Annotated in this window: 16 protein-coding genes; 8 read left to right on the top strand and 8 right to left on the bottom strand. The window is 63.6% G+C overall.

Annotated elements, in window-relative coordinates:
* Nucleotides 1–165: 165 nt before the first annotated feature.
* Nucleotides 166–1338, bottom strand: a complete 1173-nt coding sequence (locus tag AC066S_RS05320) for a M20 aminoacylase family protein (RefSeq protein WP_478269094.1) — start codon at nt 1336–1338, stop codon at nt 166–168.
* A gap of 237 nt (nt 1339–1575) precedes the next feature.
* On the opposite strand from AC066S_RS05320, the gene AC066S_RS05315 reads away from it, so the two are divergent.
* Together AC066S_RS05315 and AC066S_RS05310 are read left to right on the top strand one after the other, a co-directional pair.
* Complete coding sequence (locus tag AC066S_RS05315) at nt 1576–3195, top strand: GMC family oxidoreductase (protein ID WP_126256317.1); 1620 nt, start codon at nt 1576–1578, stop codon at nt 3193–3195.
* A 12-nt stretch (nt 3196–3207) separates the two neighbouring features.
* Nucleotides 3208–4089, top strand: coding sequence for an alpha/beta fold hydrolase (locus AC066S_RS05310; protein ID WP_126256319.1), 882 nt, complete (start codon nt 3208–3210; stop codon nt 4087–4089).
* Nucleotides 4090–4201: 112 nt separating this feature from the next.
* Here the strand turns inward: AC066S_RS05310 and hpnO are convergent, their stop codons facing one another.
* Nucleotides 4202–5593, bottom strand: coding sequence for an aminobacteriohopanetriol synthase HpnO (hpnO, locus tag AC066S_RS05305; protein ID WP_126256321.1), 1392 nt, complete (start codon nt 5591–5593; stop codon nt 4202–4204).
* A gap of 141 nt (nt 5594–5734) precedes the next feature.
* Here hpnO and AC066S_RS05300 point away from each other — a divergent pair, with 141 nt between their 5' ends.
* A complete protein-coding gene (locus AC066S_RS05300) occupies nt 5735–6370 on the top strand; it encodes a DUF2147 domain-containing protein (protein ID WP_164718456.1) in 636 nt (211 codons plus the stop codon).
* Here the strand turns inward: AC066S_RS05300 and hpnN are convergent.
* Nucleotides 6338–8926, bottom strand: coding sequence for a hopanoid transporter HpnN (gene hpnN, locus AC066S_RS05295; RefSeq protein ID WP_126256326.1), 2589 nt, complete (start codon nt 8924–8926; stop codon nt 6338–6340). The two genes, AC066S_RS05300 and hpnN, sit on opposite strands and share 33 nt — an antisense overlap.
* A 465-nt stretch (nt 8927–9391) precedes the next feature.
* Here hpnN and ispH point away from each other — a divergent pair, with 465 nt between their 5' ends.
* The 5 genes from ispH (at nt 9392) to AC066S_RS05270 (ending at nt 17668) form a co-directional block, all read left to right on the top strand.
* A complete protein-coding gene (gene ispH / locus AC066S_RS05290) occupies nt 9392–10318 on the top strand; it encodes a 4-hydroxy-3-methylbut-2-enyl diphosphate reductase (RefSeq protein ID WP_478269320.1) in 927 nt (308 codons plus the stop codon).
* 36 nt (nt 10319–10354) lie between these two features.
* The gene (hpnH, locus tag AC066S_RS05285) at nt 10355–11515 is read left to right on the top strand and encodes an adenosyl-hopene transferase HpnH (RefSeq protein ID WP_126256328.1); all 1161 of its coding nucleotides are present in this window, start codon (nt 10355–10357) and stop codon (nt 11513–11515) included.
* 1002 nt (nt 11516–12517) lie between these two features.
* A complete protein-coding gene (locus AC066S_RS05280; protein WP_478269093.1) occupies nt 12518–12778 on the top strand; it encodes an antitoxin in 261 nt (86 codons plus the stop codon).
* Nucleotides 12775–13182 carry a PIN domain-containing protein gene (locus AC066S_RS05275; protein WP_478269092.1) on the top strand — a complete coding sequence of 136 codons (408 nt, stop codon included), beginning with the start codon at nt 12775–12777 and terminating at the stop codon, nt 13180–13182. The genes AC066S_RS05280 and AC066S_RS05275 overlap by 4 nt, the downstream gene beginning before the upstream one ends.
* Before the next feature lie 130 nt (nt 13183–13312).
* Nucleotides 13313–17668 (top strand): NACHT domain-containing protein, encoded by a 4356-nt coding sequence (locus tag AC066S_RS05270; RefSeq protein WP_478269091.1) that lies wholly within the window; start codon nt 13313–13315, stop codon nt 17666–17668.
* Between the two features lie 131 nt (nt 17669–17799).
* Here AC066S_RS05270 and AC066S_RS05265 read toward each other — a convergent pair whose 3' ends face one another.
* The 5 genes from AC066S_RS05265 to hpnC form a co-directional block, all read right to left on the bottom strand.
* Complete coding sequence (locus AC066S_RS05265; protein WP_126256330.1) at nt 17800–18612, bottom strand: phosphorylase; 813 nt, start codon at nt 18610–18612, stop codon at nt 17800–17802.
* Complete coding sequence (gene shc, locus AC066S_RS05260) at nt 18546–20543, bottom strand: squalene--hopene cyclase (RefSeq protein WP_478269090.1); 1998 nt, start codon at nt 20541–20543, stop codon at nt 18546–18548. Before shc ends, AC066S_RS05265 begins: the two co-directional genes overlap by 67 nt.
* Before the next feature lie 64 nt (nt 20544–20607).
* A complete protein-coding gene (gene hpnE / locus AC066S_RS05255) occupies nt 20608–21864 on the bottom strand; it encodes a hydroxysqualene dehydroxylase HpnE (RefSeq protein WP_126256334.1) in 1257 nt (418 codons plus the stop codon).
* Nucleotides 21864–22703 carry a presqualene diphosphate synthase HpnD gene (gene hpnD, locus AC066S_RS05250; RefSeq protein WP_478269089.1) on the bottom strand — a complete coding sequence of 280 codons (840 nt, stop codon included), beginning with the start codon at nt 22701–22703 and terminating at the stop codon, nt 21864–21866. Before hpnD ends, hpnE begins: the two co-directional genes overlap by 1 nt.
* The gene (gene hpnC, locus AC066S_RS05245) at nt 22693–23577 is read right to left on the bottom strand and encodes a squalene synthase HpnC (RefSeq protein WP_478269088.1); all 885 of its coding nucleotides are present in this window, start codon (nt 23575–23577) and stop codon (nt 22693–22695) included. The genes hpnD and hpnC overlap by 11 nt, the downstream gene beginning before the upstream one ends.
* Between the last annotated feature and the right edge of the window lie 135 nt (nt 23578–23712).

The following is a 23712-nucleotide window of genomic DNA, read 5'->3' as shown; positions in this document are numbered from 1 at the left end:
CAGACGTCGTCATGCCCGGGCTTGTCCCGGGCATCCACGTTCTCAGTGCTGCGTGGAAAGGCGTGGATGGCCGGGACAGGCCCGGCCATGACGCTGTGGTTGCTGTCGGTGCCAACCCAAGCCTCATACGGGATTGCCCTGCCGCAAGCGGGGCGAGAAAAAGCCTTACGACGCCGCCAGCTGCTCCTCGACCAGCTTCACCCAGTAGGACGTGCCGTAGACGATCGCCTCGTCGTTGAAATTGTAGGCGGGGTGATGCAGGCCGGCACTGTCGCCGTTGCCGCAGAAGATGAAGGCGCCGGGCCGCGCCTCCAGCATGTAGGCGAAATCCTCGCCGCCCATCAGCGGCGGCATCTCGTGCACATTGGCTTCGCCCGCGACCTGCTTGGCGATGCGGCGCGCCACCTCGGTCTCGGCGGCGTGGTTGTTCACGACGGGATAGTTGCGCTTGTAATGCAGGTCGATCTTGGCGCCGGTGATCTGGGCGACGCCCGCCACCACCTCGTGCACGCGCTTCTCGACCAGCTTGCGCACCTCGGGCGAGAGGGTGCGGATGGTGCCCCGCAGGATCGCGGTCTGCGGAATGACGTTGCGGGCGTTGCCGGCGTGGAACTCGCAGATCGAGATCACGGCCGATTCCAGGGGATCGACGCTGCGCGCGACGATCGATTGCAGGGCAGTGATCACCTGCGCGCCAACCAGCACGGAATCGATGCATTTGTGCGGACGCGCGGCGTGGCCGCCGAGGCCCTCGATCATGATGTCGACCTCGTCGGTCGCCGCCATGATCGGACCAGGCCGGATCGCGAACGAGCCGACCGGGATGCCCGGGCCGTTGTGCATGCCGTAGACCTGCTCGATGCCGAAGCGCTCCATCAGGCCGTCCTTGACCATGGCCGCGCCGCCGGCGCCGCCCTCTTCGGCCGGCTGGAAGATCACCACCGCATCGCCGGCGAAGTTGCGGGTCTCGGCGAGGTAGCGGGCGGCCCCGAGCAGCATCGCGGTGTGACCGTCATGGCCGCAGGCATGCATCTTGCCCGGGATCTTGGAGGCGTAAGGCAGCTTGGTCTGCTCCTCGACCGGCAGCGCGTCCATGTCGGCGCGCATGCCGATCACCTTGAGTCCCTCACCGGCCGGCTTGCTGCCCTTGATCACGCCGACCACGCCGGTCTGGCCGAGGCCGGTCACGACCTCATCGCAGCCGAACTCGCGCAGCCGATCCGCCACGAATGCTGCGGTGCGGTGGACGTCGTACAGCAGCTCGGGATGCTGGTGGATGTCCCGGCGCCAAGCCTGAATATCGGATTGAAGGTCGGCGACGCGGTTCACGATGGGCATGGAGGTCTCAAGCTTTATTGAAAATATCGGACTGTCTACCATGCAAGCATCAGTCCAGCTAACTCCCGCAGATCGAGGGTAGCCCTGTTCTGTCGTCATGGCCGGGCTCGCGGCCGGCTCGTCTCCAACCTGTCTTGGTCCAACTTGTCTTGGCCATCCACCTCTGACTATTAGAAGGGAAAGCGCGTGAATGTCCGGGACCAGCCCGGGCGAGACGCCTGTCCGGGTGGAAGCAGAATGCCAAGGCGGCTCGAAGGTGAGTTTGACTACATTGTCGTCGGGGCCGGCACGGCCGGCTGCATCGTCGCCAACCGGCTCTCGGCCGAGCCCAAGAACCGCGTCCTCATCCTCGAAGCCGGCGGCGACGACAACTGGATCTGGTTCCATATCCCGGTCGGCTATCTCTTCGCGATCGGCAATCCGCGCTCGGACTGGATGTTCAAGACCGAGGCCGAGCCGGGGCTGAACGGGCGTTCGCTCGCCTATCCCCGCGGCAAGGTGATCGGCGGCTGCTCGGCGATCAACGCCATGATCTCGATGCGCGGACAGGCTGCCGACTACGATCACTGGCGCCAGCTCGGCATGACCGGCTGGGGCTACGACGACGTGCTGCCGCTGTTCAGGAAGCTCGAGGACCATTTCCTCGGCGCGAGCGAGCATCACGGCGCCGGCGGCGGCTGGCGCATCGAAGCGCCGCGGCTGTCATGGGACATTCTCGATGCCGTCGGCGATGCCGCCGAGGAAATGGGCATCAAGCGCATTCCGGATTTCAACACCGGCGACAACGAGGGCACCAGCTATTTCCACGTCAACCAGAAGCGCGGCCGGCGCTGGTCCTCGGCACGCGGCTTCCTCAAGCCGGCCTTGAGGCGGGCGAACCTGCGGCTCGAGAAGCACGTACTGGTCGACCGCCTGATCATCGAGCAGGGCCACGCCGTCGGCGTACGTTTCATCCAAAACGGCGAGATGATCGAGGCGCGCGCGAAACGCGAGGTGATCCTCTCGGCCGGCTCGATCGGCTCGGTGCAGGTGCTGCATCGCTCCGGCATCGGGCCCGCCGACTGGCTGTCGCCCCTCGGCATCGACATCGTCATGGACAGGCCCGGCGTGGGACGCAACCTGCAGGACCACCTGCAGCAGCGCGCGATCTACAAGGTCGAGGGCGTGCGCACCCTGAACGAGACCTATTACAATCTGTTCCGACGCGGGCTGATGGGCCTCGACTACGCGTTCCGCCGCCGCGGTCCCCTGACCATGGCGCCCTCGCAGCTCGGTATCTTCACCCGCTCCGATGCGACGCGCGCCCGCGCCAACATCCAGTTCCACGTGCAGCCACTGTCGCTCGACAAGTTCGGCGATCCCCTGCACCGCTTCCCCGCCATCACCGTGAGCGCCTGCAATCTCCAGCCGACCTCGCGCGGCATCGTGCGGCTGCGCTCGGCGAGCCCGGACGAGAAGCCGATCATCGCGCCGAATTATCTGTCGACCGACGACGACCGCCAGGTCGCCGCCGACGCCATCCGCACCACCCGCCGCCTGATGCAGCAGAAAGCGCTCGCCAAATATCGCCCGAGCGAATACCTGCCCGGTCCCACCGTCGGCGACGACGACGCCTCGCTGGCAAAAGCCGCCGGCGATATCGGCACGACCATCTTCCATCCCGTCGGCACGGCGAAGATGGGCGCGGTCAGTGATCCCATGGCGGTCGTCGACGAGCGCTTGCGATTCTACGGCCTCGAAGGCTTGCGCATCGTCGATGCCTCGATCATGCCGACGATCACGTCCGGCAACACCAACACGCCGACCGCGATGATCGCCGAGAAGGGCTCTGCGATGATCTTGGAGGATGCGAAGTAGCTTGCCGCCATCATGACCAGCCCGCAGCGTTTTTCAATCGGCCCGGCCGGTGCAGAGATCGCCATGTTGCAATGGGGCGAGCGCGGCAAGCCGCCCGCCCTGCTCGTGCACGGCACCGGCTTCGTCGCCGCCGTCTGGGACGAGGTCGCGTGCGAGCTTGCATCGACCTACACCGTCTACGCGCTGGACCGCCGTGGCCATGGCGCCAGCCACAAGCCCGGTGCCTATCATTTCCTGGATTATGCCGATGACGTCCGACGGGTAATGGATGCACTCGAGCTGCGCAACGTCTACGGCATCGGCCATAGCGCGGGCGCGACCGATCTCCTGCTCGCGGCGAAGCTCTTGCCCGGCCACTTCACGCGCCTGTTCGTGATGGAGCCAACGGTGATGGACCCGCGCGCCACCCGTTCCGGAGGATTGAGCGACGAATCCGTCGCCCGCGTCCAAGGCACGCTGCGCCGACGCGCCGAGTTCGACAGCGCCGACGCCGTCTTCGAGCGCTACCGCACAGCGCCTGCGTTTGCGGATTGGACCGAGACTTCGCTTCGCGCCTATGTGCGCCACGGCTTCGCGCCGCTCGACGATGGGCGGGTTCGCCTCTGCTGCACGCCCGAGATCGAGTCCGCAATCCTGCATCCGATCTATGAGGTGATGGAGCAGGTGTACGCTGGCGACGCCCGCGGCAATCCGTTTGCCTCGCTCGCCGAGATCGACTGCCCGGTGCGCGTGACGACCTCCGGGAAATCAGGGCCGATCTATTGGGAGATGGCGCGGCGCGCGGTATCGCTGATTCCGCGGGCCAGCACGCAGGTCTTCGAGGACGCCGGCCATTGCGTGGCTCAGGAAGTGCCTGCGGCCGTCGTCGCAGCCGTGCGGGAGTTCGCGAAATAGGTCTCGTGCCCCGGACGCCGCGCAGCACTCAGTGATGCGCTGCTGAGCCGGGGCCCATCTCACCGCATACTGTGCCGCCTGTTGGGTCCCGCCGCTCCGTGCTACGACCGCCTCAGGCCGACCTTCTCACCGCGTTGTCCACCAGCGTCTTGCCGAGCGACCAGATCGCGCCGGGGACCTTGTGGCTGCCGGCGATGACGTCGTCGAACGCCTTTTCGATCCAGCTGCAGTCTTCCTCGGTGATGGTGAGCGGCGGCAGCAGCTTGATGGTGTGGCTGCCGTGGCCGGCGACCTGCGTGAGGATCTTGTGATCCTTGAACAGCGGCACGGTAATGAGCTGGCAGAACAGGCCCTTGTTGGCGGTCTCCAGCACGTTCCAGGAGGCGCGCAGGCGCAGCGATTTCGGCGGGCCGAACTCGACGCCGATCATCAGGCCCTTGCCGCGGACTTCCTTCATCAGTTCGTAGCCGGGCACCATGCGCGTCAGCGCGAGGCGCAGCTCGGCGCCGCGCTTGGCGGCGGACTCGATCAGCTTTTCGGATTCCATGACGTCGAGCGTGGCGATGCCGGCGGCCATCGCGAGGTCGTTCTTGGAGAAGGTGGAGCCGTGCACCACAGCGCGGTCCATCTGGTTGAAGATCTTGTCGAAGATGGCCTTGCGCGTCAGCACCGCGCCGACCGGCACGTGGCCGCCCGACAGCGACTTCGACAGCAGCACCATGTCGGGCTCGACATTCCAGTGCTCGACCGCGAGGAAGCGGCCGGTGCGGCCCATGCCGGTCTGGATCTCGTCGGCGACGAACAGCGTGCCGTATTTCTTGCAGAGTGCGGCCGCGCCGGGCAGGAACTCGTCGGTGGGCATGTTGACGCCCTTGCCCTGGATCGGCTCGACGACGAAGGCCGCGACCTCGCGCGAGGCCAGCGCCTTTTCGAGCGCCGCCAGGTCGTTGAACGGGATCGGGGTGCAACCGGGCAGCAGCGGTTCGAAACCGTTGCGGAAATTCGAATCGCCGGTGAGCGACAGCGCGCCATAGGTCAGGCCGTGATAGCCATGGGCGCAATAGACGATGCCGGGACGCCCCGTCGCGCCACGCGCGAATTTGATCGCGGCTTCGACGCATTCGGCGCCGGAATTGGCGAAGAACGCCTTGTCGAGATAGGGGACGTATTTCAGCAGCCGCTCGGCCAGCACGCCGGCGAGCGTCGAGACGTCGAACTGGACGAGGTTGGGCAGGTCGGCATCGAGCACGCTCTTGAGCGCCTCGCGCATGACCGGATGATTGCGCCCGATCGCAAACACGCCAAAGCCGGACAACAGGTCGAGATAGCGGGCGCCGTCACGATCGTAGAGATACTGCCCCTGCCCCTTCTGGAAGCCGACATCGTAGCCGATGGTCTTGAGGACCCGAACGAACTGCTCGTTCAGATACCGATTATGCAGGGTGCTGCGCTGGGCCTGACGGTCCGCGAATAGCTGAGACATGTCTGGATTTGGGCTGTGCATCCGTTACATACTTCGGTTGAGGGTCGTCTCGTCAACTGAAAAGGGACCGTTACTCAAAACGGTCTGTGCGGCCTTTTGCCCTTTTTCGGACCATCTTCGCAAGCACAGCTTTAGACCATGTTGCACTGCCAAGGAACCATCATGCGTTTAGCCCTTTACACCGGACTAATACTGGCTGGCGGTTACACCTGCCTGACCCCGGCGCTCGCCGCCGACCCCACCGGCGATTGGCGGGTCGCCGACGGCGTCGCCAACATCCGCGTCGCCCAATGCAATGGCAGCATGTGGGGCGCCGTTGCCTGGGAAAAGAAGCCCGGCGGGCGCGACGAGAACAATCCGGATGTCTCGAAAAAGAACAGGCCGACGCTGGGCATGGTGACGCTGATCGACATGAAGAAGAAGCCAGGCGCCGATCAGTGGGAGGGACAGGTCTACAACGCCCAGGACGGCCAGACCTATAGCGCGACCATCACGCCGACCGGTCCCGACCAGCTCGAAATCAAGGGCTGCGTGATGGGCTTCCTCTGCGGCGGCGAGACCTGGACCCGGGTTGGCCCGCCGATCCCCTTGAGCACCGCCAATGCCATGGCCAAGGGCGCGCCAAAGCAGCCCACCGGCGCGGCGCCGAAAGCCGCAGCTACGACGGCGGCCGCAGCGCCAGCGCCTGCGCCCGCAGCCCCGAAGGCCGCCGGCGCAGCCAAACCCGGTCAGAAGAGCGCCACCGATCCGGTCGGCGACATCTGCCTACTCCCTGAGATTGCGGGGTTTGCCCATTAGGGCCGGCTGGAACAGCAGCACCGCCGCGAGCGTCGTCACCAGCGAAAGGGCAAGCAGCTTGCCCATGCTGGACGTGCCGGGATGGCTCGACAGCCACAGGCTGCCGAACGCAGTCGCCGTCGTCAGCGCGCTGAAGAAGATCGCGCGTGTCAGACTGGTCTGGAGCAGGTTGGTCCTGCCCGAGCGCCAGGCCACGACATAGTAGATCTTGAAGGCGACGCCGACACCGAGCAGCAGCGGGAACGCGACGATGTTGGCGAAGTTGAGCGGCAGGCCGATCAACACGCAGATCTCGAGCGTGACCGCGCCCGCAACCAGGAGCGGCACCAGCGTCATCAGCACGTCGACGAAGCGGCGCAGCGTGATCCACAGCAAGAGGCCGATCACCAGCAGCGCATAGATGCCGGCGTGAATGAACGCGCGCACCACGGTGTCGCCGGATTTCAGGATCGAGACCGGCCCGCCGATCGCGGTCGGCTCGGCAACGAGCACCGCCGCCGCGAATTTGCGCAGCGTATCGTTGTCGTTGGGATCGCCCTTGGGCAGCGCCTCGACACGGATGATGCCGTCCTTGCTCTTCCAGGCGCTGACGAGCTCGGGCGGCAATGAGTTCAGTGTGACGGGCCCGGCCTGCATCGCATTGCGGAGCTGATCGAACACGATCTTCATCGGCGTGACGAATACGTCCTGGGCCTTGTTGCGCGTGGCTTCGTCGGCATTGGCGAGCTTTTCGAGCGCATCGGCCAGACGGCGCGAAGCGACCGCACCCGTGCCCTTCGCGTCGCCCGCCGTCCGGCGCAGATTGTCGACCGAGGATTTCAGCGCCTCGATGTTTTCCTGGTCCGACGGCGCTTCATCGATCTGATCCGGATTGAGCGCGGGATTCAGCACCTTGGCGCCCTGCGCTATCAGCTTCAGCTTGGGCGCCTGGTCCTGCGGCACGAAGCTCTCGAGCGACATCACCCTGAGCACTTCGGGCACCTTCTCCAGCCTCGCCTCGACCTGTCTTGCCTGCTCCTCGGACGTCGTCATCACGTTGATGGCATTGGCGCCGGTGTTGGGGTCCTTGCGCAAATCGAGGAAGGTGGCGATCGATTCGGCCTTCGGATTGCGCAGGTTCATCGGGTTGAAGTCGAACTTCATGAAGTAGAGCAGCGGCAGGCCGCCGAGCGCCAGCAGCAGGGTGCCGCCGACGATCAGCACACGGTGCTTCTCCAGGAAGTGGTCGAGCGGCGCCAGGAAGGCATAGCCGACCGGCTCCTTCTCGCCCGGCGGGTTCAGCAGCTTCAGCATGGCCGGCAGAACGGTGATCGAGGAGAGGAACGCCACCAGCATGCCGACGCCGGCGATCTGGCCGAGCTCCGCGATGCCCTTGTAGTCGGTCGGCATGAAGCAGAGGAAGCCTGCGGCGGTCGCCATCGCCGCGAGCGAGAGCGGCACCGCCGAGCGCTTGGCCGCCAGCACCAGCGCGCCGGAAAGATCGTTGTGCTTGAAGCGCTCCGAGCGGTAGCGGACGCTGTACTGGATGCCGAAATCGACGCCGAGGCCGACGAACAGCACCGCGAACGCGATCGACAGCAGATTGAACGATCCGACCATCATCAGGCCGGCGGCGGTCGTGAGCGCAAGGCCGACGAACAGATTGACGAACACGGCGAAGATGATCTTCGACGAATGCAGCGCGAGCCAGAGGATGACCAGCACGACGAGAACCGTGCCGACGCCGTTGATGACGGCGCCCTCCTGGACGGTGGCGTATTCCTCGTTGGCGATCGGGACCGGGCCGGTCAGCCGCACCCGCGCCTGGTATTTGCCCGGAAAATCCAGATCTGCCGCGGCCTTGCGGATCGCATCGGTGGCATCCTTGCCGGGCTCCAATGCGTTGTAGTCGAGGATCGGCTTGAACTCGATGAAGGCGCGCTTGTCGCCATCCTTCAGCGGTTCGTCGCTGACGAGCTCGCGCCAGGAGAAGCTCGCATTGCCCTTGTTGAGCACGGTCTCGACCGTCTGCGCGATCAGGTTGAAGGGCCGCTCGGTGTTGTCGAGCTTGACCTGGCCGCGCTTGACGCCGGCAAGTCCGGTCTCCAGCGCGCCGGTCAGGCCGCGGATGGAGGGATCGCCGGCCATGATCTCGATCAGGGGCGCGGCGGATTCGAACTGGCCGGTGATCTTGCCGACCTCTTCCGTCGGCAGGAACAACAGGCCGTTCTTCTCGAAGAACTCGCCGCTGCCGAGCTGGTGCATCGACTGGAAGTTGGTCTTGTCGCCCCTCAGCTTGGCAAAGAGCGCGTCTGACGCCGCGCTCGCCATCTCGGGCGTTCGCGCTTCGACCACAGCCAGGATTAATTCATTTTGATCGAACGCCTTGTCGAACTGTTGGTCACGCTTGCGCCAGTCGAGATTTTGAGAAATCAGCGAATTGATGTCGGTGTTGATGGCGAAGTGCCGGGACGCGTAATAGCCCGCGCCCACCGACAGCAGGAGCCCGAGAACGACGACGAGGGAGGCAAACCGGGTGCAGGCCCTGACGATGGCAACGACTACGCTTTGCAGCACTTCTTTTCTTTCTGCGGTTTATAGCTTGCCGGAAACGCCCGCTGTTTATCGGAGTTCCCGGGCGAAACCTATTGCTGTTTTGGGTGGTTCTCGCCGCGACGAAGTTCGAAGTAAACGGCGGGAGACCGGGCAAAATCATGCGGGGCGGCCGGTATAGCCGGGGAGTTGAGGCGGGAAAGTGACGAAAGACTGGGCACTTTCGACGCGCTTGCCGCTTGGGGAAATCTAACTACTATAATACCGCAAAAAGGCCTCGATCGGGGCTGGAGGTTTCATTTGACCTTTCCTTGCTGCCGATTTTTTGACACAAAGTACTGCGCCTCCATGCGCCGGAGCCCCGACCGGGGGGTGGGCGGCTACCGCGTGCGCGAACCAATGGTGCGGATATTGCAACTCATTGGTCAGTATCGGCATGCCGCCGGGGACTTTGAAGCGGATTGGTGCAACTTGCGTGATGGGCAACCCATGGAAGTTTATCTGGCGCAGCCGCGCGGCTTCTGCGCGGGCGTGGTGCGTGCGATCGAGATCGTGGAACGGGCGCTGGAGAAGTACGGCCCGCCCGTCTACGTGCGCCACGAGATCGTGCACAACAAGTACGTCGTCGAGAGCCTGAAGAACAAAGGCGCAATCTTCGTTGAGGAATTGTCCGAGGTCCCGCCGAAGTCGGTCACGGTGTTCAGCGCCCACGGCGTCGCCCGCAGCGTCGAGGAAGAGGCCGCCGCGCGCGACCTTCCGGTGCTCAACGCCACCTGCCCCCTGGTCACGAAAGTTCACAATCAGGGGAAGCGCTACATCACCAAGGGCCGCACGCTGATCCTGATCGGCCATGCCGGACACCCCGAGGTCGAGGGCACGATGGGTCAGGTTCCCGCCCCCGTGCTGCTTGTCCAGAGCGTTCAAGAGGTTAAGGCGCTCACGCTGCCGGTGGATACGCCAGTGGCCTACATCACCCAGACCACCCTGTCGGTCGACGACACCAAGGACATCATTGCGGCCCTTCAGGCCCGCTTTACAGATATTCAAGGCCCGGATATCCGGGATATCTGCTATGCGACACAGAACCGCCAATCTGCGGTAAGGGACTTGAGCAAGCTGGTCGACGTGATCTTGGTGGTGGGCGCCGCCAACAGCTCGAACTCGAACCGGCTTCGCGAAATCGGCACCGAGGCCGGCGTCGCGAGTTATTTGATTGCCGACGGCAGCGAGCTCGATCCGGAGTGGCTGAAGAATGCCAGGACCGTGGGCATCACGGCCGGCGCCTCGGCGCCCGAGGTACTCGTGGATGACGTCATCGAAGCGATGCGGCGGATCGGACCGGTGAAGGTCCAGGTTTTGCCGGGCCGCGAGGAAAACATCGAATTCCGGCTTCCGGCCCAACTGGCCGCGAGCTGACCCACCCGAATTCAAAAGCCCAGAAAGAAACTCGTAATGGCTATCCCGTTCTTCAAGGAAATGCGTATCGGCGGCTATTTGCTCAAGCAGAGACTGCTTGGCCGCAAGCGCTACCCGCTCGTGCTGATGCTGGAGCCGCTGTTTCGCTGCAACCTCGCCTGCGTCGGCTGCGGCAAGATCGATTATCCGGATGCGATCCTCAACCGCCGCATGACCGCGCAGGAGTGCTGGGACGCCGCCGACGAGTGCGGCGCGCCGATGGTGGCGATTCCCGGCGGCGAGCCACTGATCCACAAGGAGATCGGCGAGATCGTGCGCGGCCTCGTCGCGCGCAAGAAGTTCGTCTCGCTCTGCACCAACGCGCTGCTGCTCGAGAAGAAGCTCGATCTGTTCGAGCCCTCCCCTTATTTGTTCTTCTCCGTGCATCTCGACGGCCTGCGCGACCACCACGACAAGGCCGTGTCGCAGAAGGGCGTGTTCGACCGCGCCGTCTCCGCGATCAAGGCGGCGAAGGCACGCGGCTTCACCGTCAACGTCAACGCCACCATCTTCGACGGCCATCCGGCCGAGGAGATCGCCAAGTTCCTGGACCTCACCGTCGAGCTCGGCGTCGGCGTCTCGATGTCGCCGGGCTATGCCTATGAGCGCGCGCCGGACCAGGAGCACTTCCTCAACCGCACCAAGACCAAGAAGCTGTTCCGCGACGTCTTTGCGATGGGCAAGGGCAAGAAGTGGAACTTCATGCATTCGGCCCTTTTCCTCGACTTCCTTGCCGGCAACCAGGAATACGAGTGCACGCCGTGGGGCATGCCGGCGCGCAACATCTTCGGCTGGCAGAAGCCCTGCTATCTGCTCGGTGAAGGCTACGCCAAGACCTTCAAGGAGCTGATGGAGACCACCGACTGGGACAGCTACGGCACCGGCCGTTACGAGAAGTGCGCCGACTGCATGGCCCATTGCGGCTACGAGCCGACGGCGGCGACCGCCGCCCTCAACAACCCGCTGAAGGCGATGTGGGTGTCGCTGCGCGGCATCAAGACCTCGGGCCCGATGGCGCCGGAGATCGACATGTCGAAGCAGCGCCCGGCGCAGTACATCTTCTCCGAGCAGGTCCAGAAGAAGCTCTCGGAGATCCGCAAGGACGAGGCCGAGGCCGCGCAGGCGAAGGCCGCACAGAAGGCTTCGACGGCGGCATAAGAGCGGACGCACTCAACTCTCACGACAAAGGCCCGGCCGCGATCGCGACCGGGCCTTTTTGATTGGTGATTGAGCCACGCTATCCGCCCCGTCATTGCGAGCGCAGCGAAGCAATCCAGATTGCCTCCGCGGAAAGATTCTGGATTGCTTCGCCGCGCTCGCAATGACGGCGTATGCGGCACCAGCTTGCTCTTTCCATCAGCGCTCTCATCGCAGACGCACATCCGCATTCTCGCGGCACCTTTTGCCCGAGTCTTGCTCGTGTTCACCGCCCTCGAAAGACCAGAGGGCGCAGGGAAGGCCGGGCGCCGGCGGCACCCGCGATCCGTGCGCAACGAAAGATGCACACGGGGTGGATCACAGGTGATGCCGGTCGCCCGGCCTTCCCTGCGCGGATGGTTTTAACGGTGTCCTTCGTGCTCTCCTCGGGGAGCGTTGCACTATTGCCCCCGTCGCCTCGCCGCTGGCCGATGCGCGTGCCGGTTGGCCGCCGCATCACGGCGAGATTTGACGCCAGAACCCCGGGCGTCGGGACCACACGACTTCTCCGTCCGCGGACGGTTCGACCTGATCGCCGGGGGCTCGCGTGTGCTCACCTCCGACGACGACCGAAACCGCTGTTACCGCGCCGTGTCGTATCGCGCCGCGCATGACTCAACGGTCGCCCGCCCTGTCATCGCCTTTCGCGCCGGCGCTGCCGCGTCCACCGCACCCCGACCCGCATCTCGTGACGATCGCGAAGCGCCCCTCTGGCAGGGCCGGGATGGACGCTCTATGCCACAAATCCGAAATTCGGGAAAGTGGAATATTTTTGCGGGAAGGGGTTGACGGCGTTTGTGGTGTTTTGCCCGACGGCTCGTGCAGACGTCTGCCAGACCTACTGCCGGCCGTACGGGTCTTTGCAAAAAATCAAAAACAACCCCATGCAAAGTAGAACCGTAGCTCGGCGTTGCATTTGCCACCCCCATACCGTATATACGAAATAGTATATACGAGGTCGCCATGTCCCACATCGCCAAGGTGTTCAAATCGGGCAACTCCCAGGCCGTCCGGCTGCCGAAGGATTTTCGTTTTTCGGTCGATGAAGTCGAAGTGTCCCGCGAAGGCGAGGCTGTGATCCTGCGCCCAAGGCGGAGCGCGACCGGCCCGTGGGCATCGCTTCGCGCGGCCCTCGCACGCGGTTTCAGCCCAGACTTCATGGCCGAAGGCCGGGAGCAACCTGAAGAGCAGACGCGTCCCGATCTGAACCAGGCGTTTCGATGACAAAATGGCTTCTCGACACCAACGCCGTCATCGCACTCGTCACACGCCGGTCAGAGCCTCTCCTGCGCCGGGTCGAATCCAGCGAGCCCGGCGCACTCGCGATCTCGGCCATCGTTGCCCACGAACTCTACTTCGGCGCTTATCGCAGCCAGAAGGTCGAATTTAATCTCGAGACGCTCCGTCTCCTCTTTGCCGATCTCGAAATCCTCGACCTCGACCAGGAGGACGCGCGAGCTGCCGGCGAGATCCGGGCAGACCTTGCGCGGCGCGGCACGCCGATCGGTCCCTATGATGTCTTGATCGCCGGTCAAGCGATGGCGCGCGGCCTGCCGCTCGTCAGCAACAACACTGCAGAATTCCAGCGTGTCGCCGGATTGAGGTTGGAGGATTGGACGAGGGATTGATGCTCGCAGGCGTTACTGTAACAGTGCGCGGAGGGACGCAACTCCAGCGATTGCTGGTCTAGCCACCAAAATCGCCACGTGCTGCTAACCTAGCTGATAGCGAATCAAAGTCCTTCAGCGTGGCAATGCAATGCCTCAAAGAACAGATGCTTCCGTCACCCCACTAGCCATCAAGCGCTCTTTTCGGGATCTCTCGGACGTCGAGGTTGCCGATATCGAACGAGCCTCCCTACTTGCTCGCATTGGTTGGCGCGGCAGTTTCGGCTGGGATGAGCTCCTGCTCTCGCGGCGCGTCATCATCGTCTCGGAGGCTGGGGCGGGAAAGACGTATGAGTGCCAAGCACAGCAGGCCAGGCTCTGGAGCGCCGGGGAGCCTGCATTCTTTCTGGAACTTGCGGCCCTTTCAGGAAGCTCGGTTCGCGACATGCTCAGCCATGAAGAGGAGTTGCGCTTTGACGCGTGGCTACGATCTCAGTCTGAAACAGCGACTTTCTTCCTAGATTCCTACGATGAGCTAAAGCTTACGCTTGGTAGCTTCGAACAGGCACTCAAGCGGCTCAATAAGGCGCTGGCCGGCCAATTGAGCCGTACGAGAATCGTCGTCACAACTCGGCCAGTGCCGATCGATCGTGAGCTTTTCAGGGAGCATCTGCCCATTCCACTGTCGCGGGAGGCAACACCGACAGCTGAGGCGTTCGCCGACATGATGATGGAGCGCAACCAGAACAAGCCCTCCGATGGGGTCGGACCCAAACCTTGGCGCAATGTCAGCCTGATGCCTTTGTCGGCCGAGCAAATGCGGGAGTTCGCCATTCTTCAGGGGTTGGCCGACCCTGACGCGCTGTTAGCGGATATCCGCGAACGCGATGCGCAGGAGTTCGCTGAACGTCCTCAAGATCTAATCGAACTATGCTCAGATTGGCGCGAGCACCATCGTATCCGATCGCACCGCGAACAAGTCGAGTCGAACGTCGCCACCAAGCTGAAGCCGAGAACTGAACCCAAAGAGAGGGTCGAGCTTTCGCATGAGGTCGCAATCGAGGGGGCAAGCCGCCTTGCGCTCGCCGCCCTGCTGACCCGAAAACTCACCCTGCGTCACTCCGCTGACGCTGACAGCATCCACACAAGCGAAGCAGCGTTGGACGTGTCCAAGATTTTGTTGGACTGGGGCGCGGAGGCCCAATCCGTTCTTCTGGAGCGCGCTCTGTTTGGTTTCGCGAGCTACGGCCGCGTTCGCTTTCATCACCGATCCGTGCTCGAATTTCTTGCTGCAAGGCGGCTCGATGCGCTTCTGGACCGCGGTGTGGCCATCAAATCCATCAAGAGGCTCCTGTTTGTGACGACGGCGCAGGGGACCCCAACAGCTCGACCGTCGATGCGACCGGTAGCAGCGTGGCTTGCTCTTTGGCGCAGCACCATTCTTGACGACGTTCTGTTGCTCGACCCCGCCGTCATTCTCAACCACGGCGATCCGCAGTCTTTGAGCCCGGTACAGCGGGTCAGGGCCCTCGAAGCCTATGTGGACCGCTACGGCAGCGGCGGCTGGCGAGGCCTCAGTATCCCTGAAATTCAGGCGCACCGTTTCACTTGCCCGGAACTTGCCGCCAGCGTGAAGCGCTTGTGGGAACGCGAGATCGAGAATCCTGAAGTGCGGACCTTTCTTCTTCGGGTAATTGCCATTGGCAAGCTGAAGGAGTGCGGAGACATTGTCCACGCTGTCGCAATGGACGCGGTCGGAGACATCCGCGAGCGCACCCTGGCCATCGAGGCGATGATACAGCTTAATGATGAACGACTTGGGCCGCTGGTCACATCGTTAGAGGTGGAGTCGGATCGATGGCCCGATGTCATGGCGCGCCGGGCTCTCATAGAACTTTTCCCGGGGCATGTATCAGTTGATCAGTTGTCGAAGATACTCGGACGGGTACGGGAGCATCCCCGCAGCATTGGTGAGCTTACCCATCGCTTGCCGCACGAAATTGAGACCGCCGACCTGAGGCCGGAGTACCTCGACGCACTGAGGCAATCACTCACAGCTCTGATCCTTGACGGGATCACATGGGACCAGAACAAGTTCCCACACATTCGAACTAGACGATACGATCTGGTACCTGCGCTCGGTTCAACATGCCGCCGCCAGGAGCTCGCAGGTGTAAGGAGTGATGCGTGGATCGCATCGAGCCTTCTTTCGATTCGGCTTTCAAAGGAGGAGTACAGCAACGAAAGAAATGCGCTCGCCTCGCTGCGACGAACTCTCGATGAGCTCTCACCCAGTGCGCGCGAAAGAGCCTTCTGGGCCGAAAGTCGTTTTGTCGCGAATCTTCATAAGAGTGCGGGAGCTTGGGAGCACATTTTTGATCTGTCGCACCATGGTGGCATTCAATTAAACGATAGAGACGATGCATGGGTTCGCCAACGTCTCGCCGATCGACAGACTCCGATCGATCACCGCGAGATGATGCTATATGCCCAAATGAACCTGCTTCATCGCGGAGCAACGAACTATCAGGAGCTGCTTGAGGGGCTAAAGCCGCTCGTTTCTGACTCTCCGGCCCTCACGATGATCATCGGTGACCGCATGAAACCGCAGGAGATCTCGGCCCAATTTCGTCGCATGGAAGCGGAGAATACAAAGCGGACGAAACAAGCCGAGAGACGCGCGGCCGAAGACCATGCAGGCTGGGTGACGTTTTGGCGCGAACTCGCGCAGAACCCAACTTCTGTCTTTTCAGGTGATCGCGCGGAAGGTACCGCCTGGGACTTATGGCGCGCGATCCAACGTTCCGGCGAGAAAAGCCTGGCTTCGGGATGGAATCGACGTTTCATCGAGGCGCAGTTTGGCAAGAGCGTCGCCGATCGGCTCCGCGAGACGATGATGGCGGCGTGGCGAAAGGAAAGACCGACGCTCCGTAGCGAGCGTGCCGAAGACAAGAAGGACACGTTTCTGGTTCGATGGCAGTTCGGCCTTGCCTGTATAGCGGCAGAGGCCGAAGATCTGAACTGGGCTCAAAAACTGACAGAGCAGGAAGCCGAACTTGCCTGTCGTTTCGCGCCGGTTGAGATGAATGCTCTTCCCTCGTGGCTGGAAAGCTTGACGGTTGAATACCCCCAAGCTGTTGATCGCGTCCTTGGCCAAGAATTGAGCTTGGCCTTGAAAGAGACAACGAACGCCGGCGCCTATTCGATATTTCTTCAGCACATCGTTCACGCTCCGGCCATCGTCGCGGCTCTCTTCGTTCCCCGCATTCGAGCCTGGGTGACAGAGATTGCAGGGAACAGTGGTTCCACCGATTTTCGTTATGAACAAAATCTGCGGCAAGCGATCGAACTGCTTGTGAAGACCGGGAATGATGATGATCGCAGGTTCATCTGCGAAACAGCGAAACAGCATCTTGGGGAAGATATTACGACCCCTATCGCAAAAGTGTGGCTGACGGCACTCCTGAATCGCGATCCTGAGGCTGGCGTTGACACGCTCGAGAAGGGAATGGCCGGCATGACGATCGGCAAAACGGGACCTGCCGTACAAATCTTCGCAGACCTCTTCAACCACGACCACGGAGGCCTGGGCTTCGACCTTGGCAGCGCCCGCTTTGGTCCGGCTCTCCTGCTGCGCCTTCTCCGTCTCGCTTACCGCCAGGTTCGGCCCGATGACGATAACCATCATAAGGGCTCATATACGCCAGACACGCGGGACCATGCCGAACGCGGACGCAATGCCATCTTGAGCGCGCTGTTTGCATCACCCGGCACCGAAGCTTGGACCGTGAAAATCGAAATGGCCAACGACCCGCTGTTTGCGCATCTCAAGGATCGCGCTATTGCCGTGGCGGAGGAGAAGGCCGCAGAAGAAGCGGACGACGTCGTGCTCACCGAGGCCGAGTTCTCAGCTCTCGAACGGCACGGTGAGTCTCCGCCCAAGACAAGGGACGCGATGTTCGCGGTGATGCGGGATCGTCTCGATGACATTGACGATCTCTTACTCCAAGACGTTTCGCCGCGAGAACTATGGGCCAGCATCAACGACGAGCATGTAATGCGACGGGCACTTGCACTCGTACTGCGAGACGCCTCCCGACAGAGCTATATTATCGATCAGGAAAGCGTAACCGCCGACGAGAAGGAAACCGATATCCGGTTTCGGTCGACCGGTTCGGGCCAGCAGGGGGTAATTGAACTCAAGCTCGGTGATGAGCGCTCAGGTACGGACTTGTTCAACACCATTCACGATCAGCTCCTGACAAAATACATGGCGGCAGATGAGTGCCGTGCAGGCTGTCTCCTCGTGACAATCGCAAGACATCGTCAGTGGGAACATCCAAAGACGGGCGAGCGTCTAGGTTTCAAGCAGCTGATCACTGTTCTTAACGATGAGGCTGAGCGGTTGGCAAATGGCCTTGGCGGCACCGTAAGGCTGATGGCGAGAGGGTTGGATCTCAGACCAAGGCTTTCGAAGGAGAAGAGTACCCGATCAGGCGATCGGTAGGCACGTGCGGAAGAAATTCCGAGCAAGTTGAGCTTGGGGTGGCGTAGTGCAGTTAGCTGCTTAGGCGATCGAATGCTAAAGGCCCGGCGCTTGACCGGGCCTTGTCTTTCGCCAGCTCTCGACGCGGCCGCTCAGGCCGCTTTCGACACCAACGGCTCGCTCTCGATCAGCTCCGTCCCGATCAAATAATCGCGGCAGCCGCGCAGGCTCCGCAGGGCGCGGTTGAAGTCGATGCCGGTCGAGACCAGGGCATGCAGCGTTGCCGGATTGCGCACGATGCCGCGCAGCACGGCGGCGAGGTCGATCTGGCCGTTCGGCTTGATCGCGGCGCGGGCGATCGCCGGCAGCGCGCGGTGAGCGGGGTCGCTGATGACGCGAACCGCGGCAAAGGGCAGTCCGGCTTCGGCGGCGTAGGCGGCGGCGATGTGGCTTTCCATGTCGACGGCAGCGGCGCCCGTCTCAGAATGCAGCGCCGCCTTGCAGGAGCGCTTGGTGACCACTTCCTCAGCACCGGCGAGGCTGCCGCGCACGACGCGGCGGCGTCCCGACGTCAGGCGGTCGATCAGATCGTCGCCGAGCGAGAGCCCCGCGGCCCAGCGGGTGTCGCCGGACAGCACCTCGGTCGCCAGCACGACGTCGCCGGAGCGCAAGCTCGGGTCGAGCCCGCCGGCGACGCCGAACGAGATCACGCCGCGAATCGTCTCGGGATCCACCACGGTCAGAAGCGCCCGCAACTGCGTCGGGCTGCTGGATGAACAGATGACGGCCATTCCCGGCCCGGCCGCGATGCGGGCCTCCTGCACCAGTCCGGTCACGATCAGTATCGGCCGCGGGTCGATGGCCTGACCCGCGGTAAAATAGTCCCCCGTCCCCAAAGTCACATTCCGACCCCTACCACCCTGCTGTTGGTGTTCCGCAAGTTCCGATACCGCGCCAACGCCCACAGCGGAAAGAACTTTGGGTAACCATGATAACGTAGATAGAACACGCGGGGGAAGCCTGTGGCGGTGTACCTCTGCTCGTCCCACAGTCCTTTTTTGTTTTGTGTTGCAATCAGGTACTCCACCCCGCGGGCAACGGCCGGGTGATCAACCTCGCCTGCCGCCATGAGGGCAAGCAAGGCCCATGCCGTTTGCGAGGCGGTCGAGGGGGCAGCTTCCCAGCCCTTGTAGTCCAGCCGGTAGCTGACGGCATCCTCGCCCCAGCCGCCGTCCTTGTTCTGGATCGAGGCCAGCCAGGCGGCGGCTCTGCGAATCATGGGGTCCTTGTGGTCGACGCCGGCCATGTTGAGGGCACAGAGCACCGACCAGGTTCCATAGATGAAGTTCATGCCCCAGCGGCCGTACCAGGACCCCTCGGGGTGCTGGGTCTTGCGCAAATAGGCGACGCCGTCGGCGACGTGCTTGCTGGTCTTCGCGGCCTCGCCGAGCTGGGCCAGCATCGAGATGCAGCGCGCCGTGACGTCCTCGGTCGGCGGATCGAGCAGCGCGCCGTGGTCGGAGAACGGGATGTTGTTGAGGTAATATTCGAGATTGTTGACGTCGAAGGCGGCCCAGCCGCCGTCGTCGCTCTGCATGCCCTCGATCCACTCGCGGCCGCGGGCGATCGCGGTGTCGTAGCCGGTGGCGCCGTGCTCGCGGCGCATGCGGTCCATCGACATCACCACCACGGCGGTGTCGTCGAGATCTGGGTAATGCGCGTTGTTGTACTGGAAGGCCCAGCCGCCCGGACGCACGTCGGGCCGCTTCACCGCCCAGTCGCCCTTCAGCTCGAGCTCCTGCCTCGGGATCAACCAGTCGAGGCCCTGCTTGGCGGCTGGCACCGCCTTGTCGCCGCCCGCCTCCAGCAGCGCATGCGCCGTCAGCGTCGTGTCCCAGACCGGTGAGACGCAGGGCTGGCAATAGGCCTCCTCCTCGCCGATCACGAGCAGCTTGTCGATGCCCCGGCGCGTGACCGCGCGCGGCGGATAATTCTCGTCCTTGCCGAGCGCGTCGTACATCATGACGATGTTGGCCATGGGCGGATAGATCGCGCCCATGCCGTCCTCGCCGTTGAGGCGCTCCTCGGTGAAGGCGAGCGCGGCGTCGATGGCACGCTTGCGCAGGCTCTTGGGAAACAGCGGCTCGATCACGCGCAAGATCGCGTCGAGCGAACGAAACAGCAGGAACCAGGCCATGCTCTGGTGCGGCGCCTTGGCGGTCATGCCGATCGAGCGCGGATCCTGCAGGAACAATTCGTCGATGCCGACGCCCTTCGGATTCTTCGCGCGCGGCTTCAGCGCTGCGAGCACCATCAGCGGCACCATGGTGGTGCGCGCCCAATAGGAGATCTTGTTGAGGTGGAACGGCGACCAGAACGGCAGCAGCACGATCTCGATCGGCAGCACCGGCACCGCGCGCCAGGTCACCACGCCGTACATCGCAAGCAGGAAGCGGGTGAAGACGTTGCTGTGAATCGCACCGCCGCGCGCATGGATCGCCTCGCGCGCACGCACCATGTGCGGGGCGTCGACGGAATCGCCGATCATCTTCAGCGCGAAGTAGGCCTTCACGCTGGCGCTCATGTCGAACTCGCCGTCATGCACCAGCGGCCAGCCGCCATGGGCGCCCTGGATGCGGCGAAGATAATTGGCGATCTTGGCTTCGAGCACGGCATCGACCGGCTCGGCGAGATAGTGGCGCAACAGGACGTATTCGGCCGGAATCGTGCAGTCGGCCTCGAGCTCGAACACCCAATGGCCGTCCGCCTGCTGGAGTTCGAGGACGCCCTGCGTCGCCGATGCAATGCTCGATTCCAAGATGCCCGGTTGCAAGGTCCCCGGTTGCAAGGCCTCCTGTTGAAGGGCTTCGCGGCTGGTCGCGTTCACGGAATCCATCTCGCTCGATTGCTCCGATAGTGGATTGAAATTGGCCGGGACGTCTGCCCGTCAGGGCCGCCTTTCAGGATGCTTTGGCGGCCAGAACCAGATCGGCGGCGCGATCACCGGACCGGACCGACCCCTCGATGGTTGCAGGCAATCCCGTAGCAGTCCAATCCCCCGCAAGGAACAGGTTTTTCAGCGCGGTGACCGGCCCCGGACGCAGGGCATTCTGCGCCGGCGTCGCCGCAAATGTGGCGCGGCGCTCGCGCACGATCTGCCAAGGGGGCAGCTCGCCGGACACGCCGCCCGCCTTGCAGACATCGTTCCAGACCGCCTGCGCGAGTTCCTCGCGCGGCATGTCGACCAGACGGTCGCCATTGCTGATGGTGACGGAAAGCCGGTTCGGGAACGCGAACAGCCATTCCACGATGCCGCCGATCACGCCGAGGATCGGCGCCGAACCCGGCGGCGGCGTGATGCGAAAATGCGCATTGACGATGGCGCGGAATTCCGTCGGCGTCTTCAGGCCGGGCAGCAGGCTGGCGGCGGCGCGCGGCGGCACCGCCATGACGACGACATCGCCCTCACCGAGCTGGATCACATCCTCGCCGCCGAAATGCAGCGCACTGGCCTTGCCGTCGCCGGTCGCGAACGAGCGCAGCTCATGGCCGAGCTGAACAATGTGGCCACGTTCAGCCAAGAACTTCACCGCGGGCTCGATCAGCACGGCGCTGAGACCGTCGCGCGCGATCAGCGGACGGCAGGCCTGCCCGCCGGCAAGCAGCGTCTCGCGCACGATCGCGCCGGCAAGCCCCGCCGAGCCCTCGGGCGGATCGACGTTGAGGGCTGCGAGCAGCAGCGGCTGCACCAGGCGCTGATAGAGCACGCCTTCGCAAGGAATCGACTTGCCGACCAATGTCTCTTCCGACGCCCAGATCAACGGCGCCAGCTTCAGGTAATCGGCAAGGCCCGTGTCGGGCACGCGGCGGCTCTCGTCGAGCACCCAGGTCGGCAACCGACCGCTGCCGAGATCGATCTGCCAGCGCTGCCCGGTCTTAATGTCGACGAACGGAAACTGCGCGCTCTCGGGGCCGACCAAGCCCGCCTCGGAGCCGATCGCGCGCGCATAGGCGCGCGCATGGCTGTTGCCCGACAGCAGCAGATGATTGCCGTTGTCGATGGTGAGGTTGGTGGCCCCGTCGAAATAGGAACGGCAGCGGCCGCCGGCCTGGTGCGTGGCCTCGTGCACGGCGACCTTGAAGCCGGCATTGGCGAGCCGCACGGCGGCGGAGAGGCCGGAAATTCCAGCACCGATGATGTGAGCTGTCTTTTGCATCAGATGAAAGCGTAACGGAGCAGGATGGCGATGCGTGTGACCTTCGACACACGCACCGGCTGGCGCGGCGCGTTGAAACCGCGCGCAATCAGCAGATCCAGAATGGAATGATAATATTTCGACATGATCCGCGGCGCGCGCACGGCGCGGCGCTTGTTGCGGTTCATGATCTCGTCCGACTTCTCGAAATGCGCTTTCGCACGCTGCGTCAGCGGCAGGCAGACCTTCGGCAACGCGCGCTCGGCGATCACGCGGTTCGGATCGCTGGAGGTGATGCCGGCATGCAGCAGCGCCTCGCGCGGCAGATAGAGCCGGCCGAGGCCGGCGTCCTCGTCGATGTCGCGCAGGATGTTGGTGAGCTGAAGCGCGCGGCCCAGATGATAGGCGAGCTGGATGCCGTCTTCTTCGGGCAGGCCAAAGACCCGCACCGACAGCCGTCCCACCGCGCTGGCGACGCGATCGCAATACAGATCCAGCGTCGCCATGTCGGGCGCGCGGATGTCCTGCGGCACGTCCATCTCCATGCCGTCGACGATCGCCAGGAAATCCTCGCGCTTGAGGCCGAAGGCCTTCACCGAGGCGACGTAATCCTTCAGCCGCGGCGGCGGATTGCCCTGATAGAGCGCCTCGATGTCGTTGCGCCATTCCTGAAGCGCGGCGAGCCGCTCCTCGCGCGGGCCGTCGGAATCGGCGATGTCGTCGACCTGGCGGCAGAAGCTGTAGATCTGGAACATCGCTTCGCGCTGGTCATGCGGCAGGATGCGCATCGCGGCGTAGAAGGAGCTGCCGGATGCGGTCGTGCCATAATTGGCGCCGGGCGAGGTCGCCTCAAGCGTCATGGGCAGTCCCCGGTCTGGAAATGGCCTTGCGTCCTATCGCGCGGCGGCCGGCCTCACTGAGCATCCCGGCAAGGCTGAAGACGAGCAGCTCGAACTTGTTCAGATGCACCCGCTCGCGCAGCGGATCGCGCACCTTCAAGAGGCGCACGATGCGGTCGGCATAGGCCTGGATCACCGCGACGTCGACGCCGAGGCGAAAATCCCGGATCTCGGCAGCCAGCGACCTGCCCTCGTCGAGCAGCGCTTCGTTGCGCGCGGCAAGCCCGTGCAGGCAGGCCAGCATCGCCGGCGGCGATTGGGCAAGGCCGAGCTGCTCGACCGAGGCGCCGTGTGCTGCCAGCGCATCGCGCGGCAGATAGACGCGGTTGAGCTCGCGGAAATCCTTGCCGCAATCCTGCAGGTGGTTGTTGATCTGCAGGCCCGCGCAGAGCGCATCCGATGCGGCCCAGGTCGAGGTGCTCTCGCCATGGACGTCGAGCATGAAGCGGCCGACCGGCATCGCGGAATAGCGGCAATAGTGGATGACCTCGTCCCAGGTCTCGTAACGCAGCTTGGTCACGTCCATGCGGAACGCGGTCAGCACGTCGAGGGCATGGCGCGGCGCCATGCCGCGCTCGGCGAGCGCATGCCGCAAACTGACGGCCTCGGCCTGGGTATCGCCCTTGCCGAGCAGCTCGGCCTCCAGCAGGTCGAGATAAGCGAGTTTCTGGTCGGGCGGGAGCGTGGCGTGGTCGGCGATGTCGTCGGCGGTGCGGACGAAATTATAGTACGCCAGGATCAGGGCGCGATGACGCGGATGAATGATCCAGGACGCGACGGGAAAATTCTCGTCGCGGTCTCCCTTGCCGGATCGCAATTCGCTCGCAGAGGTCATCGAGGGCTGGCTTACAATCGTTTGGATAGAAAGGGCTTGTTCGCTCGCGGGCTCGTGCCGGCGATCCGCCGCGGCCCCCATATAGGGGAATACGGCCGCAAAACCAATCCTGTCTCTCGATGGCTGCCTTGGCGA

This window comes from Bradyrhizobium sp. CFUWI, assembly GCF_056429085.1.
The sequence above is the reverse complement of the archived record's forward strand: the minus strand, read 5'-3'. Positions and strand labels throughout refer to the sequence as shown.